The sequence below is a fragment of the Flavobacterium sp. GL_143 genome (genome assembly GCF_057834355.1).
Genome location: NZ_CM174401.1, coordinates 4,141,019 through 4,160,978, shown reverse-complemented (window position 1 = coordinate 4,160,978; position 19,960 = coordinate 4,141,019). Strand labels below are relative to the sequence as shown.

Here is a 19,960-nt window from a genome sequence, read left to right as displayed (position 1 = left end):
AAAGGCGTTTCACTCGGTTTAAATGCACATAGCTAGCTATGTGAAAGAAATATATTTCTTTTCGTTCTCTTATTTACACATAAAATCTATGTTTCTATGTGTTAAATATTTTTTTTACGACCCGAGCGAAGCGAATAGACGTAGTAATTGTACCCAATGGGTTAATTTAATAATTGAAAGATGAAGATTAAAAAACACATATTCATTTTAGCGTTTATCTTACTTCTTATGCAAAATATTTTTGCACAAGAAGCAAAAATTAATCAATCAAGTTTTGAGAATATTAATCTTGACAGCAAAGGACTTGAAAAAGTAAAAGCATTGGTCGTTTCTAAAAAATATGAAGATGCTGCCACAGCACTTTTAAAATACTATAGAACTCGCACTAGTGTAAAATCGCTGGATTTTAATCCTGCAGATAAAGAAAATTTAGCTGGTAAAAAGGTAAATGCTAATACATTAGAGCTTGCTAACAATATATTATTACACAAGTTTAAGCCCCATAAAGGATATCCTGCTTACGATTATGGCAAAGATATTAACTGGCAATATCGCCCGGTACAAGATCAGTTGGTAACGACTTTTTTGCATCGTACAGCTTTTTGGGAACCATTAGGGGTTGTATATAACAGTACTGGCGATGAGAAATATGCTCAGGAATGGGTACTCGAAGTGCGTGATTGGATTAAGAAAAACAAACAAGGAGCATATCCTGATGATAAAGATTACGCTTGGAAGGCATTTGTTGTTTCTTTTAGACTTAATCATTGGTCGGGTTATTTTAATATGTTTTTAGATTCGTCAAATTTTACGCCTGCTTTTTTAATGGAATTTTTAAACTCCTATAATGAACAGGCAAATTATGTAATGGCAAATTACACCGATATAGGTAATCATCGACTGTATGAAGCACTTCATTTAATGTATGCAGGAAGTTCATTTCCAGAATTAAAACAAGCTACAACTTGGCGTAAAAGCGGTATTGAAGTATTAAACGAAGAAATTAAAAAGCAAGTATTACCAGACGGAGTTCAGTTTGAGCTATCCCCTTCTTACCATATCGGAACCATTAAAATATTTTTAGATGCATTGCAAATTGCCCAATTAAATGGGGCTGAAAATGAGTTTCCGGAAAGTTACCGCAATCTGGTAGAAAAAATGATTCTTGCTGTGAGCAAATATTCATTTCCAGACTATACATTTCCTTTATATGGCAATTCGTTTTTAACGAATAAAACTCTAATGCTCAAAAATTATGAGAAATGGGCTAAAACTTTCCCACAAAACGAACAGATTAAATATTATGCAACAGATGGTAAATCAGGAAAACAACCTGATTATCTTTCTAGTAGTTTGCCTAATGCAGGCTTTTATGCTTTTAGAAATGGCTGGGATTTAGCAGCAACAGTAATGCAAATTAAAGTTGGGCCTCCGGCAGAGTTTCACTCTCATCCAGACAATGGTAATTTTGTTCTTTGGGTAAAAGGTCGTGATTTTACTCCCGATTCAGGTAGTTTTATCTACGCCAATGTTGGTAATCAGGAAAATTCAAAAAGAGATTGGTATCGTTCTACCAAAGCACATCAAACCCTAACTATTGATAATAAAAATATCATAAATGATGCTAAAGTAATGAAGTGGAAACCAGATGGTAATCTTCAGCAGCTTTCTTATATAAATCCTAGTTACAAAGATTTAGATCATCAGAGAACCTTTCTTTTTATAGACAAAACTTTTTTTGTAATTATAGATAGAGCAATCGGGAGCGCTACAGGTAATTTAGGAATTCATTATAATCTAAAAGAAGATAGTAAAGCCACTTTTAATGCTTCAAACAATAGCATTATTACCAATTATAACGATGGTAATAATCTCTTGATTCAAGTGTTAGATAAAGATAAAGTAAGCCTAAAAGAAGAATCTGGTTTTGTATCGTACCAATATCAAAAAGAAACTAGTCGTCCAGCATTTGTTTTCGAAAAAAATAAAAGCGATACTACAACTCGAGGTTTTATTTCGATACTATATCCATACAGCAGTACTACTGCACCAGTTGTAAAAATCACCGAAAATGCAGCACATAATCTATCTAAAGGAATAATTGATATAATATTGACTATTGATAATAAAACTAGTCATATTAAAGAAAATTTAAACTTCTAAAAAAACATAAAAACCTGATTTAAAATTAAACAATGAAATACCTTTATAAGTAAACTATTTTGATGTGTTTGATGAGTTAAAGTTGATAACGGATGAATGGCTAAGAATACAGAAAATAATAAATGAAACTATTTAATAAATAATCTTATGCGAAAAAAATTATTTTTATCCGGATGGCTAATTGCCATAGTATTCAACTTTTCGTACGCTCAAATGAGTGATGTAAATAGCATTAAAACAAAATATAGAAATTGGCTCACGGGTGAAAATCTTGATTATTCGAAAACACAAGTTAATGAAAGATACAGCCGATTCCTGAGCAACGGAATTGCAGCCAAAAACCTATCTGCATATAATTTTACTAATCCGGGACCAGTTTGGAATTTCACTGTAAGTGCAGATCAAAATGCCTATCAGGTTCTTGTAGAACAAAAACTAATTAGACTTGTATTTTTATATCAGTTAAAGGGATCAAGTACCACTCCTAATCCAGATTATCATAGTCCGGCACTTAGAGATATAATCCTGAGTCTTTTTAATTATATGAAAGCAAAAGGAATAAGTAGTACAACCAATTTTGATTACGTCTCAATTCCTGCTACCGAAGAGATTATTACCAGTGGTCATGGTGTATGCCTGCGTTCTTCGGGATATGCAACAGCTATTTTCTTGATGAAAGACGAACTAGTTACAGCAGGAGAATTTACGCATCATATGGGAGCACTTAATGCGCTTACCGCTTTTATAGCGCCAGAATTTCAACCCTTTAATTTTACTAATCCAGGTTTTAATACTGATGTTATTCGTTCGTCAGTTCAACAACGACTTTGCTATGTCTTAGCTCAGGATGATTCAGACAATTCCAGACTTGCCAATATGGATTTTCTAAAAAGATTTATTAATAATGCCTTAAAAATCGGCAATGGATGGAACGATTGTATTAAACCCGATTTTATTACCTATCATCACAGAGGAGCGTATGCTAATACCTATGGTGTAGAGGCTTTACAGCAATCTTCTATCATGAATATGATGCTGAAAAATTCTACGTATGAATTGAACACAGAAGCACAAAGCAATTTAAAAAGTGCTATTTTAAACTATAGCAAATTCAGTAAAGATTTTGAAATGCCTTTAGGACTTGCCGGAAGATTCCCTACTAATACTGATGCAATAAATGATTTAAGACAAGCTTTGGCATTTTTATATGTAACAGATCCTGCTAGTAATCAAGATGCAGGAAGAGAGTTTCTCCGACTTTGGGATATATCTGTAACTGCTAATACTGCTTTACTGAGACAGAATGCCTTATCGATTACTATGATTTATACACCTAGTGGTGTAATGGATATTTTGCAAACTTTAAACTCTGGACTTACTCCTCTTCCCGAAATAACCGAAGCACAGTTTAGTTTTCCGTATGCGGGATTAAGCGTTCATAAATATAACGGATTTCAGGTAAGTGCAAAAGGAACAAGCAAGCATATTTGGCATTTTGAGAATTCGAGTACCGAAAATGTTTTTGGAAGATACACTTCTGCAGGAGCTTTGGAGTTACTTACAAAAGGAAGCCAAATGACCCGTGCTACAAATGGTTATATAGAAAATGGCTGGGATTGGTCGCACGTACCTGGAACTACAGTAGCATATCTTCCGTTAAGTACACTTGCAATTGGTACAATGAGAGAAATGAACGGAAAATCTTTTCTAGCACATGCATCCCTTGATAATAATGGAGTTTTTGGTATGGATTATAAAGATTTTAATTCAGCAACAGGAATGACAGCCTTAAAATCTAATTTCTTTTTTAAGGATATGATACTTTGTTTAGGTTCTAATATACAGGACACAAACGGAACCTTTCCTATTCATACTACTTTGTTTCAAACTGCTCTAGCAGATACCAACACTCCTACTTACGTAAATGGAAATTCTGCTACAGGAACTAGTTTTACAATTACACAAACTGGTGGTGATTTTTGGGCAACCGATGCAATTGGAAATGGTTATGTAATTCCTCAAAATCCTAGCAATACCGAAGCTATTACAGTTACCAGATCAGCACAAATCTCTCGTAATAATGCCAATACGGTTAATACTACAGGTAATTTTGCTACAGCATACATAAATCATGGTATTGCTCCTACGGCTGGGAAATTTGAGTATGCAATTGTAATGCAAGGAGGTCAAACGGCTACACAACAACTGGCTAATAATTTTGCTTCATATTTTAAAATTCATCAACAAAATAATCAGGCGCATATTGTTGAGTATGTACCAGATGCAATATTTAGTTACGTTATTTTTAACCCAACGACTGTATTTGCTTATGATGCAGTGGTAAGTGTAAATAAACCAGCTATAGTAATGACTCAAAAAACAGATGGAGGAAATAAATTAAAAGTAAGCTTTACGAATCCAAATCTGGGGTTATTATCAGCTACCGAAACTTACAAATGGAGCCAGATTAGTAGTCAAAACGCAATATTAAATAGAGAACCACAAACTGATGTTGTTACACTTACAATTGCAGGTAACTGGGTTTTAGTATCGCCAACAAATAATGTAACAGCGGCTATTAATGGTACTAATACCGATATTAGTTTTAGTACTATTAACGGTTTAACTATACAAACAGAATTGATAAACTCATCTCTAGGAACTAACAATCCTAAAGACGAAGATGCAAACGGATTAAAAGTAATTGTTGCACCCAACCCAACGCAAACAGATTTTAAGATAAACGTAAAAGGAAATTCTACACAAGGAATTTATGCACTTGTATTTGATGCTTTAGGAAGAAAAATAAAGACTTTAAAAGCCGATTATAATCAAACAATTGTACTAGGGAGTGACCTTAATTCAGGAATATATTTTGCCGAAATACATCAGGGTAACAATAAAAGAACAGTAAAACTGATAAAACAATAAACAAAAACTTTAATCAATTTAATGAATAAATAAAGACATTAAGAAGCTATTTTTGACATAAAATATCAATATAAATAGCTACTTAATTATTACAGAAATTAAATCTATTTAATTAAAAACCAATGATAAATTTAAAAAGAACAGCAGCATTATTTTTTATGCTAATGACATTTTGCTTAACCAATGCACAAGAAGCGCCTATTACCAAGGCAAGTTTTGACAACATTAATCTTGCCTATCCCGGTTTAGAAAAAGTAAACAAACTTTTTACTGAAGCAAAGTATGATGATGCAGCCAAAGAATTACTTATCTATTACCGCAATCGTAAAAACATCAAACATCCTGATTTTAATGTTGGTGATGAAGCCCGTTTTAAAGGAAAAGATATTGGTAAAGCCAATCAGGAAAAAGCAGACAATGCCTTATTACATAAATTTCAGCCGCATAAAGGATATGGATTTTTTGACTATGGCAAAGATATCGATTGGGATTATTGGCCTATAAAAGACAATGAAATTCGCTGGCAATTACACCGCGTAACCTGGTGGCAATCTATGGGAATGGCATATCGCGTAAGCGGAGATGAGAAATATGCCAAAGAATGGGTTTTCCAGTTTCGCGATTGGGAAAAGAAAAATTATTTAGGAAGATCTAAAGAAAATGATGGTATAGCTTGGCGTCCGTTAGAAGTTTCTGAACGTATACAGAGTTTTCCTGGAACATTTAATTTATTTGTAGTTTCGCCAAATTTTACACCGGCATTCTTACTGGAATTCTTAAATAGTTTTAATAAGCAAACAGCTTATATCCCTAAACATTATAGTAAAGAAGGAAATCATTTATTGTTTGAAGCACAGCGTGTATTAGGCGCAGGAGCATTTTTTCCTGAATTTAAACAAGCTGAAGAATGGCGCAAAAGTGGTATCGAAATCCTGAACCGCGAAATAAAACTACAAGTATTTGCCGATGGTGTACAATGGGAACTTTCACCAACGTATCATGTAGGTTGTATCGAAATTTTTACAAAAGCATATAATTCTGCAAAAATGGCGGGTGTAGAAAAAGAATTTCCAGAATCCTACATTAAAACAATCGAAAAGATGGTTTATGTTACAGCCAATATATCTTTTCCCGACTATAACTATCCTATGTTTGGTGATACTTGGGTAGTCGATAAAAAAGTAAGAATCAAACAATTTTCAAGTTGGTCAAAAATGTTTCCACAAGACGGACTTATCGAATATTATGCTACAGAAGGAGCATCGGGTAAACTACCTGATTATCTATCGAATGCATTCCCAAATGGAGGTTTTTACACATTTAGAAACGGATGGGATAATAAAGCAACCATACTAGTTTTAAAAGCTGGACCACCTGCAGAGTTTCATGCACAACCTGATAACGGAACTTTTGAACTTTGGGTAAAAGGACGCAATTTTACACCAGATAGTGGTTGTTATATTTACAGCGGAGATGCCGAAGTTACCAAAATGAGAAACTGGTTCCGCCAAACAAGAGTTCATAGTACGCTTACCTTAGATAATCAGAATATGGTTATTACCAAAGCAGAGCAAAAGAAATGGAAAACGAGTAAAAATCTAGATATACTAACGTATACAAACCCTAGTTATACAAGTTTAAACCACGAGCGTAGTGTACTTTTTATCAACGAAAAATATTTTATAATAATTGATAAAGCAATAGGTAAAGCAACAGGGAATTTAGGAGTACATTTTCAGTTAAAAGAAGATAGTAAACCTGTTTATGATAAAGCCAATAATAGAGTATATACTACATATGCAGATGGTAACAACCTATTAATTCAGTCATTAAATAGTGATAAAGTTGTACTAAATGAAGAAGAAGGAAAAGTATCCTATTCATACGCAAAAGAAACGGCAAGACCCGCTTTTGCTTTCGAGAAACCAAAGAATGATGATAAAACACAACAATTTATAAGTGTAGTATATCCTTACGATGGCAATAAAGCTCCAGAAATCAGTATTAAACCAAATACAGGTAATGATTTTGAAAAAGGAAACATAGACCTGAGTATTATTGTTGATGGCAAAAAAAGTGATATAAAAGCTAGTTTGAATGACTAAATCATTCTAATTATAAACAAGTAGTTCAGTTTGTAAAAGCGTCTAGAAAGTAATTTTTAGGCGTTTTTTTATGTTTCAAACTTATCTGTGAGCTAAAATAGTACGCGGATGACGCAGATTTACATAAGTAAAGACGCTGATCCCGAAGCGTCGGGACGGATTTTAAAACAATCTAAATCTCGTCAGAAACTTTGTATTGTGATGAGAGAAAATCCGTCCCGACGCTTCGGGATCGTGTTTTCGCTCTAACGAATCCGCGTCATCCGCGTACTAATATGGACATTATATATCGAGTTACTTGCGGAGATTGCTTCGCCAGTTTGCTATCGCTCGTGTCTTCCTTCGTCAGGATGACAATTTTGTGGTTATTTGGAGCTGAAAACGTAGGCGAAAAATAGAATAGTTATTTGAAAAAATCCGTTTTTATCAGCGTTTTCGCTTTAGCGAATCCGTATCATCCGTGTACCAATATAGGCATCGCATGTCGAGTTACTTGCGGAGATCCTTTCTTCGTCAGGATGACAATTTTGTGGTTATTTGGAGCTGAAAACGTAGAAAAAAAATAGAATAGTTATTTGAAAAAATCCGTCCCGACGCTTCGGGATTGTGTTTTCGCGATAGCGAATCAGTTTAATCCGCGTGCCTATATAGGCAATCCACAACAGAAAATTAATAGAAAAACTCGTAAAACTTTGCGGAATCTGCACCTAAAAAAGACTCCTTATGAACAGAAAACAACTCATCAGGATTTCATTTTTCCAAAATTTTGAATTATTTATTGTTAAATAGATTTAAAAAAATCAATCCCATATAAAAAAGAGAAATGTAATATCAAATTCTCAATCAAAATTGCAATAAAAGTAGTACTTAATTCCCTTTATTGGTCAAATTTACTTAACATTTCATTAAATTTTATTTAACCATTCTCCCCTACTTTCTATCTCAAAATTGTCCAGTAATAGCGGTGTTTTCTTCAAAAATTGAAGCTAAAATAGTTTAAGTTTTTTCTTGTTTTTCCTTTGTTTAAAGGGCGTATTAATCAAATTCAATAGTATTTTGGACGTATTCAAAACATTGATGTACCCTTGATGTATATATTTGTTTTTGTTAAACCAAAATCAAATTTAAATAAGCCACAAAATGAATAAACCAACACACCTCCGTTTTTATTTACCAGACGCAAAACTCCCCAGCGTTTTTCTCCCAGTTAACAAATTGTTATAATTGATTAAACCGATAACAATTCAATAATTGATTAAAAAAAATAACCATATTAACTAACACTAAAAACCCAACTTATGATAAAAACTAATTTAGAGTTTATATAAAGCTCATGAAAAATTATTTGATGAATATCTTTTGAGAAATAACAAAATTTATAAATCAAAATCGAATATCAATTTAAATAATATCAATTAGGAAATAAGAGGGTAAAACTTATTCCAGTTTAAACAAAAAATATGAAAAGGACTATATTTTTATTTTTGTTGCTACTAGTTTGTAAAGTTACGTACGGACAGACTATAACCGTAAAGGGTGTTGTAACTGATAGCCAACAATTACCATTGCCTGGAGCAACAGTTTACGAAAAGGGAACTAAAAACAGTACGATTACATCTATGGATGGAGAGTATCAAATTAAAGTAAAACCAGATGCAACATTGGTATTTAGTTTTATGGGAACAAAAACGGCAGAAATAAATGTAAAAAACAGAACAACTATAAATACAAAATTAGTAGATGATGCTAATAATCTAGACGAAGTAGTTGTTGTAGGTTACGGAACAAAATCAAGAAAAAATCTTACGGGAGCTATATCATCTTTAAAAGGTGAAGAAATTGCAAAAATGCCAGTGCAAAACGTTGCGCAAGCTTTGCAAGGTCGTATAGCAGGTATGCAAGTTACAATGGCCGATGGAACACCAGGATCTGAACCTTCGTTAAGGATTAGAGGAGGAACATCTATTACACAAAGTAACGAACCATTGTATGTTGTAGATGGAGTGGCTCAAACTGGCGGATTAGGCTTTATTGATCAAACAGATGTAGAATCTGTAGATGTTTTAAAAGACGCCTCCTCTACTTCTATTTATGGAGCTCAGGGTGCAAACGGAGTTGTTCTTATTACGACTAAAAAACCAAAAGGCGGAAAACTGACAATTGGTTATGATACTTATGGGGGAATAAAAACGATTGCCAGAAAACTTGACGTAATGAAACCGTATGATTATGTTCAATTAATGTACGAAGGAGCGACTGACGATGCAAAATTGCAGAAATTCACGAAAAATTTTGGTACATATGATGAATTAGCATCTCTTTATCAAAACAGACCGGGTATTAACTGGCAAGAAGAAATTTTCGGTAAAGCTGTAGAAACTCAATATCACAAAATAAGTTTCAGCGGTGGCGGAAGCGAAACTAACTTCAATGCTTTTTATTCTGTAAATAATGATCAGGGTATTATGTTAGGAAGCGAATCGGTAAAAAATATTGCAAAATTGGCAGTAACTCATAATGTGAGTAAAAAATTAACTGTTAGCGCAATTGTTAACTATTCCAATCAAAAAATAACAGGATTAGATACAGGCGAAGGTGGAAATGCAAGATTAAGTATGTTGCAAACTTTGCTACAATACCGCCCTACAATAGGGAAAAATGGTGTAGATGAAGATCTTAAAACCCTTGTTGTAGATCCATTTGATAATCAGGATTCACCTATATTTCAGAGTCCATCGATTACAATAGATAGTCAGAAAAGAGAAGCGATTAAAAAGTCTCTTAATATGAATTTTCAACTTCAGTATAATTTAACTCCTAAGTTGGTATATCGCGGATTAGTTAGTTATACAGATAATAATAATAGCGACAAATATTTTAACGATGCCAGAGGTATTCAGGCTATCAGAAGCGGCGGACCTAATGGTGGAGTTACTTACACCACATCTAACCGTTTAAACTATAACAATGTCCTAACATACAGCAATACCTTTGCTAAAAATCATAAGTTTGATGTTACAGCAGGTCAGGAATATATTTATAATTATTCCGAAGGAATTAATGCAAGTGCAAGTGCATTTCCAGATGTAAACTTAGGTTGGGATAAATTACAATTAGGTACGATTGCCGGAATCCCAACATCATATGCTGAGGATGATAAAATGTTGTCATTTTTTGCAAAAACAAGTTATGCATTCAAAAATAAATATTTATTTGCAGCAAGTATAAGAGCCGATGGATCTTCAAAATTTGGTGCAGATAACCGATGGGGTTATTTTCCTTCAGTATCTGCTGCATGGAGAATTATCGAAGAAGATTTTATGAGAAGCATACCTGAATTTTCAGATTTAAAACTTCGTGTAAGTTATGGTGAAGCTGGAAACAACCGAATTGCAAATTATGCAGCATTAGGTATTTTTAATTTAGGATCCTACCCTATTAATAATCAATCAAATATTACAGCATATCAAAATAATATTCCTAACCCACAATTAAAATGGGAAGCTACAAAATCGACTAATATAGGTTTAGATTTAGGATTTTTTAAACAACGCATCTCACTTACAGCCGAGGTATATGAAAACCGTTCTAAAGATTTACTTTATAACACACGTGTACCAGCAAGCTCTGGTTTTAAAAAGCAGTTTCAGAATATTGGAGCAACTTCTAACCGTGGTTTAGAATTTACATTAAATACTGTAAACATCAAAAAAGCTGATTTTAGTTGGAATACAAGTTTTAATATCGCCTTTAATGAGACTAAAGTACTTGCTTTAAGCGAAGGAGAAAACTCTTTAATAACAAATAGTTACACCAATGCAAATGATTATATACTTGAAGTAGGAAGACCAGTTGGAGTTATGTACGGTTATGTAAGAGATGGTTTGTATCAGGTAAGTGATTTTGATTATAACCCTACGCTTAATACCTATACTTTAAAATCGGGTGTGGTTAGCGATAATGTTGTGGTGCAACCTGGATTTATAAAATTTAAAGATATTAGCGGGCCAAACGGTGTGCCAGATGGTGTAATTAATGATCTTGACAGAACTGCAATAGGAAATTCTAATCCTAAATATACAGGAGGTTTAAATAATACATTTAGCTACAAAGGATTAGATCTTAGTATATTTTTAGATTTCTCAGTAGGTAATGATATCTATAATGCAAATATGCTTAACAATTCAAGGCTTAATCAGGAAAACCTAAACACGTTTGCGGTATATGCTGATAGATGGACAACTATTAATTCAAGCGGACAACGTGTTACTAATCCTGCTGAACTAGAAGCTCTAAATGCTGGCAAAAAGAATCCCGCATTTAATGGTAATTCAACAGGACGTTTGTATAGTGATATTATAGAGGATGGTTCATTCTTGAGAATCAACAATATAAGTTTAGGCTATACTTTTCCAAAAAAATGGTTGAGTAGTACGAAAATTTCAAACTTAAGAATTTATTTTACTGCTAATAATGTGTACGTATTTACCAAATATTCAGGGTATGATCCAGAGGTAAGTGTTATAAATAGCGCCATAACAAGAGGAGTCGATTTTAGTGCTTATCCAAGAAGCAAAACCTTCCTTACAGGTTTAAATATCTCACTATAATTTAAAGCTTAAAAAAATGAAAAAATATATATTCTCCTTTAAAACAATTGCAATAGCTGGGATAACTTGCCTACTATTACCGCTTAATTCTTGCGAAAAAGATCTAGAAGTAACACCTTACTCCTACTTTACAACGGATGCTTTTTTTAGTAATATAAATGAAGCCTATATGGCAACATTAGGAGTTTATGAGCCAATGTCATCTGTAGATAGTTATGGTTGGAATATGTCTTTAACTTTTGATGCCGATACAGATATTGGTCAATTAAGCGGAATAGGTTCTGATGATTGGCGTACTGTAGCACATTACCAGGGAATTTCTCAAACAAACACATTCTACCTTGTATGGAGTAAATTATACGAAGGCATAGACAGAGCAAATGTGGTGATTGAGAGAATACCTAAAATGGATTCGTATTTAAATGGAAGTCAAGCTGAAAAAGATCAACTAAACAGAATGATTGGCGAAGCAAAATTTTTGCGTGGTTTTTACTATTCAGAGTTAGTACGTTTATGGGGAGATGTTCCTTTTAAAACAAAAAGCTCACAACCAGGAGATAATCTTAGAGGAGGACTTGTAGATCGTTATGAAATATACACACAAATCATAAAAGATATGCAAGAAGCTGCGCTTGTCTTGCCAGTTCAAACACCAGTAGATGAACGCGTTAATAAATGGGCTGCAAAAGCCATGCTTGCCAGAGTGGCTCTTTTTGCAGGTGGATATTCCTTAAATGCAGATGGAACGATCAAACGCCCAGCTAATTACAAAGAATATTACCAATTAGCACAAAAGGAAATTAATGATATTATGGCGCAAAATCCATATAAATTAAATCCATCTTATTCTAAAGTATTTAAAAACCAATGTCTGCACGTTTTAGAACCTACCGAAAACATTTTTCAGGTCGCGTTTTTTAATTCTGCCGGAGCAAAAGAGAATGGATCTTGGGTTGGATATTTTAATGGAGCATTAACATCAAATGGTGTTTATCCTACTAGTATAGGCAGATGCTTAGTACCAAAACCATTTTATAATAGCTTTACCGAAGGAGATCAAAGACGAGATTTCTCTATAGCAACCTATACAATTAATGCACAGGGAAATAAAGTAGCCCTTTTAACCGCAAAACAAGACGAAAGCTGGACAGCTGCAAAATGGAATAGAGAATATCAAACTAATTCTACGCAAGAGAGATCTTATACCCATATAAACTGGGTGGTGATGCGCTATTCAGACTTATTGTTAATGCGTGCCGAAGTAGAAAATGAATTAAATGAAGGACCAAATACTATTGCTTATGATGCCATTAATCAGGTAAGAAAAAGAGCTTTTGGTGGTGATATAGCAGGTAGCAGAATTGCTATTGATTTAAAAAACAAAGGAACAGGATATACATCGGCAGCCAATGTTTTGATAAAAATTACTGGTGGCGGTGGTACCGATGCTGCGGCTGCAGTAGTTACACTAGCAAGTGGTGGTATTAGCACAATTGGTATGTTACGTTCAGGAGATGGATATACATCTGAGCCTACTGTAACGATTACCAGTGTAGACGGAAAAGGTTCTGGAGCAACTGCTGTAGCAAGAGTTTTACCAAAACTAACAACTACAGAAATGAATCTTACAACTGGATTAAGCAAAGCTAATTTTCTTAAGGCATTACAACAAGAGAGAGCTTGGGAACTTAGTAACGAAGGTATGCGTAGAGCCGATTTAATAAGATGGGGAATTTTGGCAGATAAAATAGCCGAGACAAGTGCAGCAGTAAAACTGATTCGTTCGGGTTATTTTTATCCATCTGTAACAAACTTTGTAAGCGGTAAGCATGAATTATATCCGTTTCCTCAAAATGAAACAGATGTAAATAAGTCAATTACGCGTCAGAATCCTAAATATTAATTTATAAACTTATGTATAAAATAATAGTTTTATTAGTCATTTTTTTTCTTCCACTTTATGGGCAAGCACAAGTAGATGTTCACGAAGCTTCTGGCGAATACGAATATCCTACAGATCCATTAGTTCGTGAAAAATTAGGCAAATGGCAGGATTTAAAATTTGGAGTTATTTTACACTGGGGACTTTACAATATAACCGCCATGAATGAATCGTGGCCTTTGGTTAACGAACTTTGGAAAAGAAGAGATACTACAAAAACATACGAAGAATATAAAAAATGGTATTGGGATCAATCAAAAAGCTTTAATCCTGTTAAATTTAATCCCGAAAAATGGGCTGAAATTTCTAAAAATGCAGGAATGAAATATCTGGTATTTACGACCAAACATCATGAAGGCTATTCGATGTTCGATACTCAACAGAGCGATTTTAAAGTTACCAATGGGCCATTTGCAAACAACCCAAAAGCCGATGTAACCAAATATATTTTTGAAGCATATCGTAAACAAGGTATGATGATTGGCGCTTATTTTTCTAAACCCGATTGGCATTCAGAATATTTTTGGTGGCCACGTTTTGCAACAGTAAATCGTAATGCAAATTATAACACAAACGAATTTCCAAAACAATGGAAAAAATTTAAAGATTTCACTTACAATCAAATAGGGGAAGTTTTAGGCAACTATGGCAAAGTAGATATTTTATGGTTAGATGGTGGTTGGGTTAGAAATCCTCAGCCAGGAGAAATGGAAAAAGCATATGTGCAAAGTAGCAAATCTTACTATCCTCCCTATCCACAAGATGTAGATATGCCTAGAATAGCTAAAATGGCAAGAGAAAAACAACCTGGGATTTTAGTGGTAGACAGAACCGTACACGGATCTTATGAAAACTATCGTACACCAGAATTAACGATACCAAAAGTACAATTAAAAGATCCTTGGGAAACTTGTCTTACCATAGCTAAAGGTTGGGGATATACAAAAAAAGCTCCAATAAAATCAGGAACTTGGATAATACAAACGTTGGTAGAAGTTGTAGCCAAAGGTGGTAACCTACTTTTAGGCTGGGGACCAACCGCAGAAGGTGAATTTCCGGAGTATATAAATAAACCATTAGGAGAAATTGGTGCTTGGCTTAAAGTGAATGGTGAAGCCATTTATGGAACACGAATCACTGAAAACTATAACGATGGTTCGACTTGGTTTACACAATCTAAAGATGGGAAAAAGAAATATGCTATTTCTTGTATAAAAGAAGGAACAACCATTCCTGCAACAATAAAATGGAAAGGAAATATCCCAACAAATGGAAAAAAAATAAAACTAATTTCTACAGGTAAAAATGTAGTTTGGAAACAAGAAGGAGATTCTGTTGTGATAGAAATACCAAAAGAATTAGTAGGAAGTCAAACAGCTGCTTTAGCTTTTGCATTTTAAAAAAATCAATCAAATAAAAATTATGATTATGAAAAACATACTATTGGTATTAAGCTTCGCCTTAATGACTACAGTTACATTTGGACAAAGCAAGCCTCAAAATATGAAAATATTAAGAGATTCTATTTTTACAGTCATGAAACTTAGTGATGAAAACAAACTCAAAATGCATAATTTAATTGCAGAGAACGGAAAAACTCAAAAAGCAATAAAAGAAGACGCAACACTTACCGAAGAACAAAAAAAAGAAAAACTACAAGCTTGGAGAAAAGAGATATCTGTAAAAGAAAAATTAATTCTAACTCCCGAAGAATTCCAAATTTGGAGAGATTTTGGAAAGTCATTAAGCGATAAGTCTAAGAAATAATAATTGTCAATTGAATCTTTTCTAGTGAATTACCAAACTAGAAAGTTGCTGAATACGGGTTTTAATTGAATTTAATATCATTTTGAACAAAATTAAAACCCTATTTAAACATTGATGATTAAATTCGTTTTGTGGTTTTAAAGGGTAGCAAAAAAAATAATCTATATAATATAAGTAGATATGAAATTTAGAATAAACATTTTGCTTTTATGCGTACTAGGATTGATAATTACTCCATTAATGAGTATTGCTCAAACCAAAGAACGTCCAAATATTCTCATTATCATGACCGATCAGCAAACTGCTGATGCGATGAGTATTGCGGGTAACAAAGACTTACATACACCCGCAATGGATAAGCTGGCACAAAACGGAGTTCGTTTTACCAAAGCCTACTGTGCACAACCACTTTGTACGCCATCCCGTACTGCAATCTTTAGTGGAAAAATGCCCTATGAAACAGGATTTATTGGCAATGCACCAGAAAAAGACGGACAATGGCCAGATGATTTATTAATGATGGGCAAAATCTTCCAAAACGGAGGATACAAAACAGGTTACGTAGGTAAATGGCATTTACCAGTTCCTACTACAAAAAAGAGTCAACATGGTTTTGAATATATCGAGAACACCAATTTTCAAGATTATAATGATGCAGCTACACCATCATTTTGTGCCCGATTTATCAAAGAGAATAAAAACACCCCGTTCTTGCTAGTAGCTTCATTTTTAAATCCTCATGATATTTGCGAATGGGCAAGAGATGAAGATTTAAAAATGGATGTATTGGCCAAAACACCTCCAGTTGATCAGTGTCCGCCATTGCCGATTAACTGGAGAATTCCAGATAACGAACCACAAATAGTACGTGATCAGCAAAAAGTAAGTGCCCGCACCTATCCTACTGTAAACTGGAGCGGAGACCAATGGAGACAATACCGTTGGGCGTATAATCGCTTAGTCGAAAAAGTAGATAATTATATCGAAATGGTATTGGCATCATTAAAGAAATATGGTATCGAAAAAAACACCATCATTGTTTTTACAGCAGATCACGGCGATGGTTATGCAGGTCATAGCTGGAACCAAAAGCAAATATTATATGAAGAAGCCGCAAAAGTACCTTTTATCATTTCAAAAATAGGACAATGGGAACCTCGCACCGATGATATGTTGGTTTGTAATGGTATCGATATAATCCCAACCATTTGTGGATTTGCTGGCGTAGAAAAACCTACCTATTTAAAAGGAATTGATATTAGTAAAAAAATTGAGAATCCAGCGCTAGACTTACGTGATACACTAGTTATAGAAACTGATTTTGCCGATAACGAAGAATTATTAGGTATAAGTGGTCGTGCCGTAATTACTAAAGATTATAAATATATTGTTTATAATAAAGGAGAGATTAAAGAGCAACTTTTTGATTTGAGCAAAGATCCGGGAGAAATAACTAATCTGGCAGTAAATAAATCACATAAAAAGAAACTCGTAGAAATGCGCAATTATTTAAAAAATTGGTGCAAAATAAATGGAGACACTTTCGTATCAGGATTATAAATCAGATGAAAAGAAAAGAATCATGATAAAGAAAAAAATAATTGCTTTGTTATTGTTAATCACGTTTAACGCGTTTAGTCAACAAGAACCAGCAACAATCAAATTAAACGTAGAAAAACTGCATTCGAGAGTACGCGAATGGCCTTATCCTATAAACGGAATAACGGTGCCAACGAATGCTCCAGCCCTGCTTTGGCCTGCAACCAATGGTAAAACCATGGTAAAACCTATGGAAAGCGGAAGTGCAGTACCAGAAGATCCTAATATTGGCAATGTACGTTACAAAGTAATGTTGGCAAGTGATATAAATTTTACAAAAGAGCTGCTTACTAGTTCAGAACAGCGTTGGGCTGTTTATCCGTTACATCAATCATTAAAACCAGGAAAATGGTACTGGAAATATGCGTATGCTTTAAAAGGCAGCAATCATTGGACCTGGTCTACTGTTTATGATTTTGTAATTGATGCTAAATATGCCAATGAAAAAGTATCTCCACCAATAACCGAAGTGCTAAAACGAAACCAAGGTTCACATCCCCTATTATGGGATATGAATCGCATAGGTGAAGATTTTTATAAAAATAATCTGGAAAATCTAGAAGCCAAAACGTTTATCGCTTTCGCTGAAAAACTGATGTTAGCTCCCCTTCCTACAGAGAAACCTCAAAGAGTAATTGATACAACGGGAAAAAATCCATTGGAAAAAAAGTTAATTATTGAAAGAATGTACCATGGTTTTGGTGATGCAGTAGGTACACCAGTCCGTAATTTGTGTATTGCGTATCAATTAACCAAGGACAAACGATTTATCTTAGATGCAAAACGCAGAGCATTAAATATTGCTAATATGGATCCCGATGGTTTAGCCACAGGAGATGATTTTACAAGCGGTGCAGTTCTCGAAGCATTAGGATGGTTTTACGATGCAGGATATGATTTTTTAAATCCACAAGAAAAAGAATTATTCAAAAACATAATTACACTTAGAGCACAAAGAGTTTATAATCATTTACCAAACCGTTTTGAGTTGCATGTAAGTGACAATCACGTATGGCAAATCACCATGCGCAATTTAGCCATTGCAACAGTAGCTGTTATAAATGATGTGCCCGAAGCCAAAGAATGGCTTACCTATATGTACGAAGTCTGGTCGGCACGTTTCCCGGTATTAGGCACAACCGATGGAGGTTGGCATGAAGGGAATGGCTATTTTAGAGTAAACTTTAAATCTATTATCTACCTTTCTCAAATGTTTGGAGATTTTAGTGGCGTAGATTATTTTAAACTACCGTGGATGCAAAATCTACCTTATTATATGTTATATACACATCCTAATGATGGGGCAAGTACCGCCATTGGGGACATGTGGGAAAACATACCATACATTGTAAAAGGAGAAGCTTGGTTTGCAGATGCGCTTACTTATAAAATAGATAACCCGTATTTAAACTGGTATGTAGATAGAATAAAAAAAGATCATCCAGATTATTTTCGAGGCACAGATGATTACTTATTATTTAGATTATTAAACTTTAAACCAAATAGAAATTTACCTGTTTCCTTGCCTACTGATTTGCCTAAAACACGCAAGTTTGGTGATGTCGGAGTAATAGCAATGCACGAAGATTTGGCTAAAGCCGATAAAACACTAAGCAGTTATTTATTCAGTAGTCCATTTGGTGCTTCAGGACATGGGCATGCTTCGCAAAATGCATTTACAGTAAACTTTAAAGGGAAAGTAATCTTTGGTGGAACTGGATATTATAGCAACTTTAGCGATAAGCATAACCTTTTGTATTATCGTACATCCAAGGCATATAATACAATTTTGGCGGATAGTTTGAGTCAGAAAATTGGAGAAGAAGGTTACGGATGGACACCACGTGCTATTTCTGGACAACATATTCAATATGCATTAGGTGACGCAAGTAACGCTTATGGCGAAATTAAAAGTGAATTTTGGCTGAATAGATTCAATCAAATTAATGTAGTTCCAAATAAAGAAAATGGTTACGGAGATCCGGGAGTAACATTATATCGCCGACATATGTTACAACTAGATGGTGGATATATTGTATTGTATGATGAACTAGAAGCTAAGAAACCTGTAAAATGGACAACACAATTTCATTGCCCCTATTACACAATCGAAGCACAAAATACCGAAAACACAAACCAACAAAACTTTACGGTAAAAACAGATTTAGGTAGCGTAACTGCAAGTGTTTTTGCTAATAGTCCTTTGAATATGAAGGTACACAACAAATTTTTTGAAGCAGCGGTTAATTGGAACAAAGTAACCAATGATACAGGCGAAATAAAAGATTTTAAAGACCAATGGCACGCAGGAATTACATCAGAATCTAAACCGAAATTCAGATATTTAACCATTATACAAGTTAAAGATGGTAAAACTGAAGTAATTAAAACGGTTTCAAACATAGATGGATTATATAATTTACAAGTTGGAGATTGGGAAATACAAGCACAATTAAATCGAGAAAAACCAGCCTCATTACAAGTAGCTGGCAAAGCAGTAAAATCATTATTTAATTATGGTGGTTTACCAATTAAATTTCAAGGAAAAACATATATCCCTAAAGTTATGGGAAGTTCTATTTTGTTAGAAATGGAAGGTTCTAAAGTAAACAAACAAGAGGTTGTAGATGAATTGCCAGATGTAGCTAAATACGATAAGAATTAAAAAAGTGAACCATACAAGTTATCTAAGTTCATTTAATCGAAATTTATTATATTTTTAAAGTAAAAAAAAAGTTAGATTGCTTCAGCTTAACGCATTGAATAGCTTCCTGCTTTAGCTGGGGTTTAAGAAATGATGATGAATAATATGGCTTTAGCCAAAATAAAAATGAAAATAGAAT

Annotated in this window: 9 protein-coding genes; all 9 read left to right on the top strand. The window is 33.9% G+C overall.

All coding sequences use genetic code 11. The annotated features are described in order from the left end of the window. Nucleotides 1-180 precede the first annotated feature (180 nt). The 9 genes from hepC (AC3IPI_RS17630) to AC3IPI_RS17590 all read left to right on the top strand — a co-directional run bounded on the left by hepC (AC3IPI_RS17630) (nucleotide 181) and on the right by AC3IPI_RS17590 (nucleotide 19,782). The gene (hepC, locus tag AC3IPI_RS17630) at nucleotides 181-2,163 is read left to right on the top strand and encodes a heparin-sulfate lyase HepC (protein ID WP_489154540.1); all 1,983 of its coding nucleotides are present in this window, start codon (nucleotides 181-183) and stop codon (nucleotides 2,161-2,163) included. Between the two features lie 147 nt (nucleotides 2,164-2,310). Next, nucleotides 2,311-5,094, top strand: coding sequence for a polysaccharide lyase family 8 super-sandwich domain-containing protein (locus tag AC3IPI_RS17625; protein WP_489154538.1), 2,784 nt, complete (start codon nucleotides 2,311-2,313; stop codon nucleotides 5,092-5,094). Nucleotides 5,095-5,216: 122 nt separating this feature from the next. Continuing rightward, nucleotides 5,217-7,199: a heparin-sulfate lyase HepC gene (hepC, locus tag AC3IPI_RS17620; RefSeq protein ID WP_489154536.1), complete on the top strand. Its 1,983-nt coding sequence runs from the start codon at nucleotides 5,217-5,219 to the stop codon at nucleotides 7,197-7,199. Nucleotides 7,200-8,659: 1,460 nt separating this feature from the next. Continuing rightward, nucleotides 8,660-11,809 carry a SusC/RagA family TonB-linked outer membrane protein gene (locus AC3IPI_RS17615; RefSeq protein WP_039112141.1) on the top strand — a complete coding sequence of 1,050 codons (3,150 nt, stop codon included), beginning with the start codon at nucleotides 8,660-8,662 and terminating at the stop codon, nucleotides 11,807-11,809. 16 nt (nucleotides 11,810-11,825) lie between these two features. Beyond that, a complete protein-coding gene (locus AC3IPI_RS17610) occupies nucleotides 11,826-13,712 on the top strand; it encodes a RagB/SusD family nutrient uptake outer membrane protein (RefSeq protein ID WP_489154533.1) in 1,887 nt (628 codons plus the stop codon). Between the two features lie 11 nt (nucleotides 13,713-13,723). Beyond that, on the top strand, nucleotides 13,724-15,151 hold the full coding sequence (locus tag AC3IPI_RS17605; RefSeq protein ID WP_489154531.1) for an alpha-L-fucosidase: 1,428 nt from the start codon (nucleotides 13,724-13,726) through the stop codon (nucleotides 15,149-15,151). Between the two features lie 28 nt (nucleotides 15,152-15,179). After that, the gene (locus tag AC3IPI_RS17600; protein WP_489154529.1) at nucleotides 15,180-15,518 is read left to right on the top strand and encodes a hypothetical protein; all 339 of its coding nucleotides are present in this window, start codon (nucleotides 15,180-15,182) and stop codon (nucleotides 15,516-15,518) included. Nucleotides 15,519-15,698: 180 nt separating this feature from the next. Continuing rightward, the gene (locus tag AC3IPI_RS17595) at nucleotides 15,699-17,078 is read left to right on the top strand and encodes a sulfatase family protein (protein WP_039112145.1); all 1,380 of its coding nucleotides are present in this window, start codon (nucleotides 15,699-15,701) and stop codon (nucleotides 17,076-17,078) included. Beyond that, the gene (locus AC3IPI_RS17590; protein ID WP_489154526.1) at nucleotides 17,050-19,782 is read left to right on the top strand and encodes a DUF4962 domain-containing protein; all 2,733 of its coding nucleotides are present in this window, start codon (nucleotides 17,050-17,052) and stop codon (nucleotides 19,780-19,782) included. Before AC3IPI_RS17595 ends, AC3IPI_RS17590 begins: the two co-directional genes overlap by 29 nt. Nucleotides 19,783-19,960: the final 178 nt, after the last annotated feature.

Excerpts from the sequence above, each read along its gene's own strand:
- hepC (WP_489154540.1), top strand. The coding sequence starts at position 181 with ATGAAGATTAAAAAACACATATTCATTTTAGCGTTTATCTTACTTCTT.
- AC3IPI_RS17625 (WP_489154538.1), top strand. The coding sequence starts at position 2,311 with ATGCGAAAAAAATTATTTTTATCCGGATGGCTAATTGCCATAGTATTC.
- hepC (WP_489154536.1), top strand. The coding sequence starts at position 5,217 with ATGATAAATTTAAAAAGAACAGCAGCATTATTTTTTATGCTAATGACA.
- AC3IPI_RS17615 (WP_039112141.1), top strand. The coding sequence starts at position 8,660 with ATGAAAAGGACTATATTTTTATTTTTGTTGCTACTAGTTTGTAAAGTT.
- AC3IPI_RS17610 (WP_489154533.1), top strand. The coding sequence starts at position 11,826 with ATGAAAAAATATATATTCTCCTTTAAAACAATTGCAATAGCTGGGATA.
- AC3IPI_RS17605 (WP_489154531.1), top strand. The coding sequence starts at position 13,724 with ATGTATAAAATAATAGTTTTATTAGTCATTTTTTTTCTTCCACTTTAT.
- AC3IPI_RS17600 (WP_489154529.1), top strand. The coding sequence starts at position 15,180 with ATGAAAAACATACTATTGGTATTAAGCTTCGCCTTAATGACTACAGTT.
- AC3IPI_RS17595 (WP_039112145.1), top strand. The coding sequence starts at position 15,699 with ATGAAATTTAGAATAAACATTTTGCTTTTATGCGTACTAGGATTGATA.
- AC3IPI_RS17590 (WP_489154526.1), top strand. The coding sequence starts at position 17,050 with ATGGAGACACTTTCGTATCAGGATTATAAATCAGATGAAAAGAAAAGA.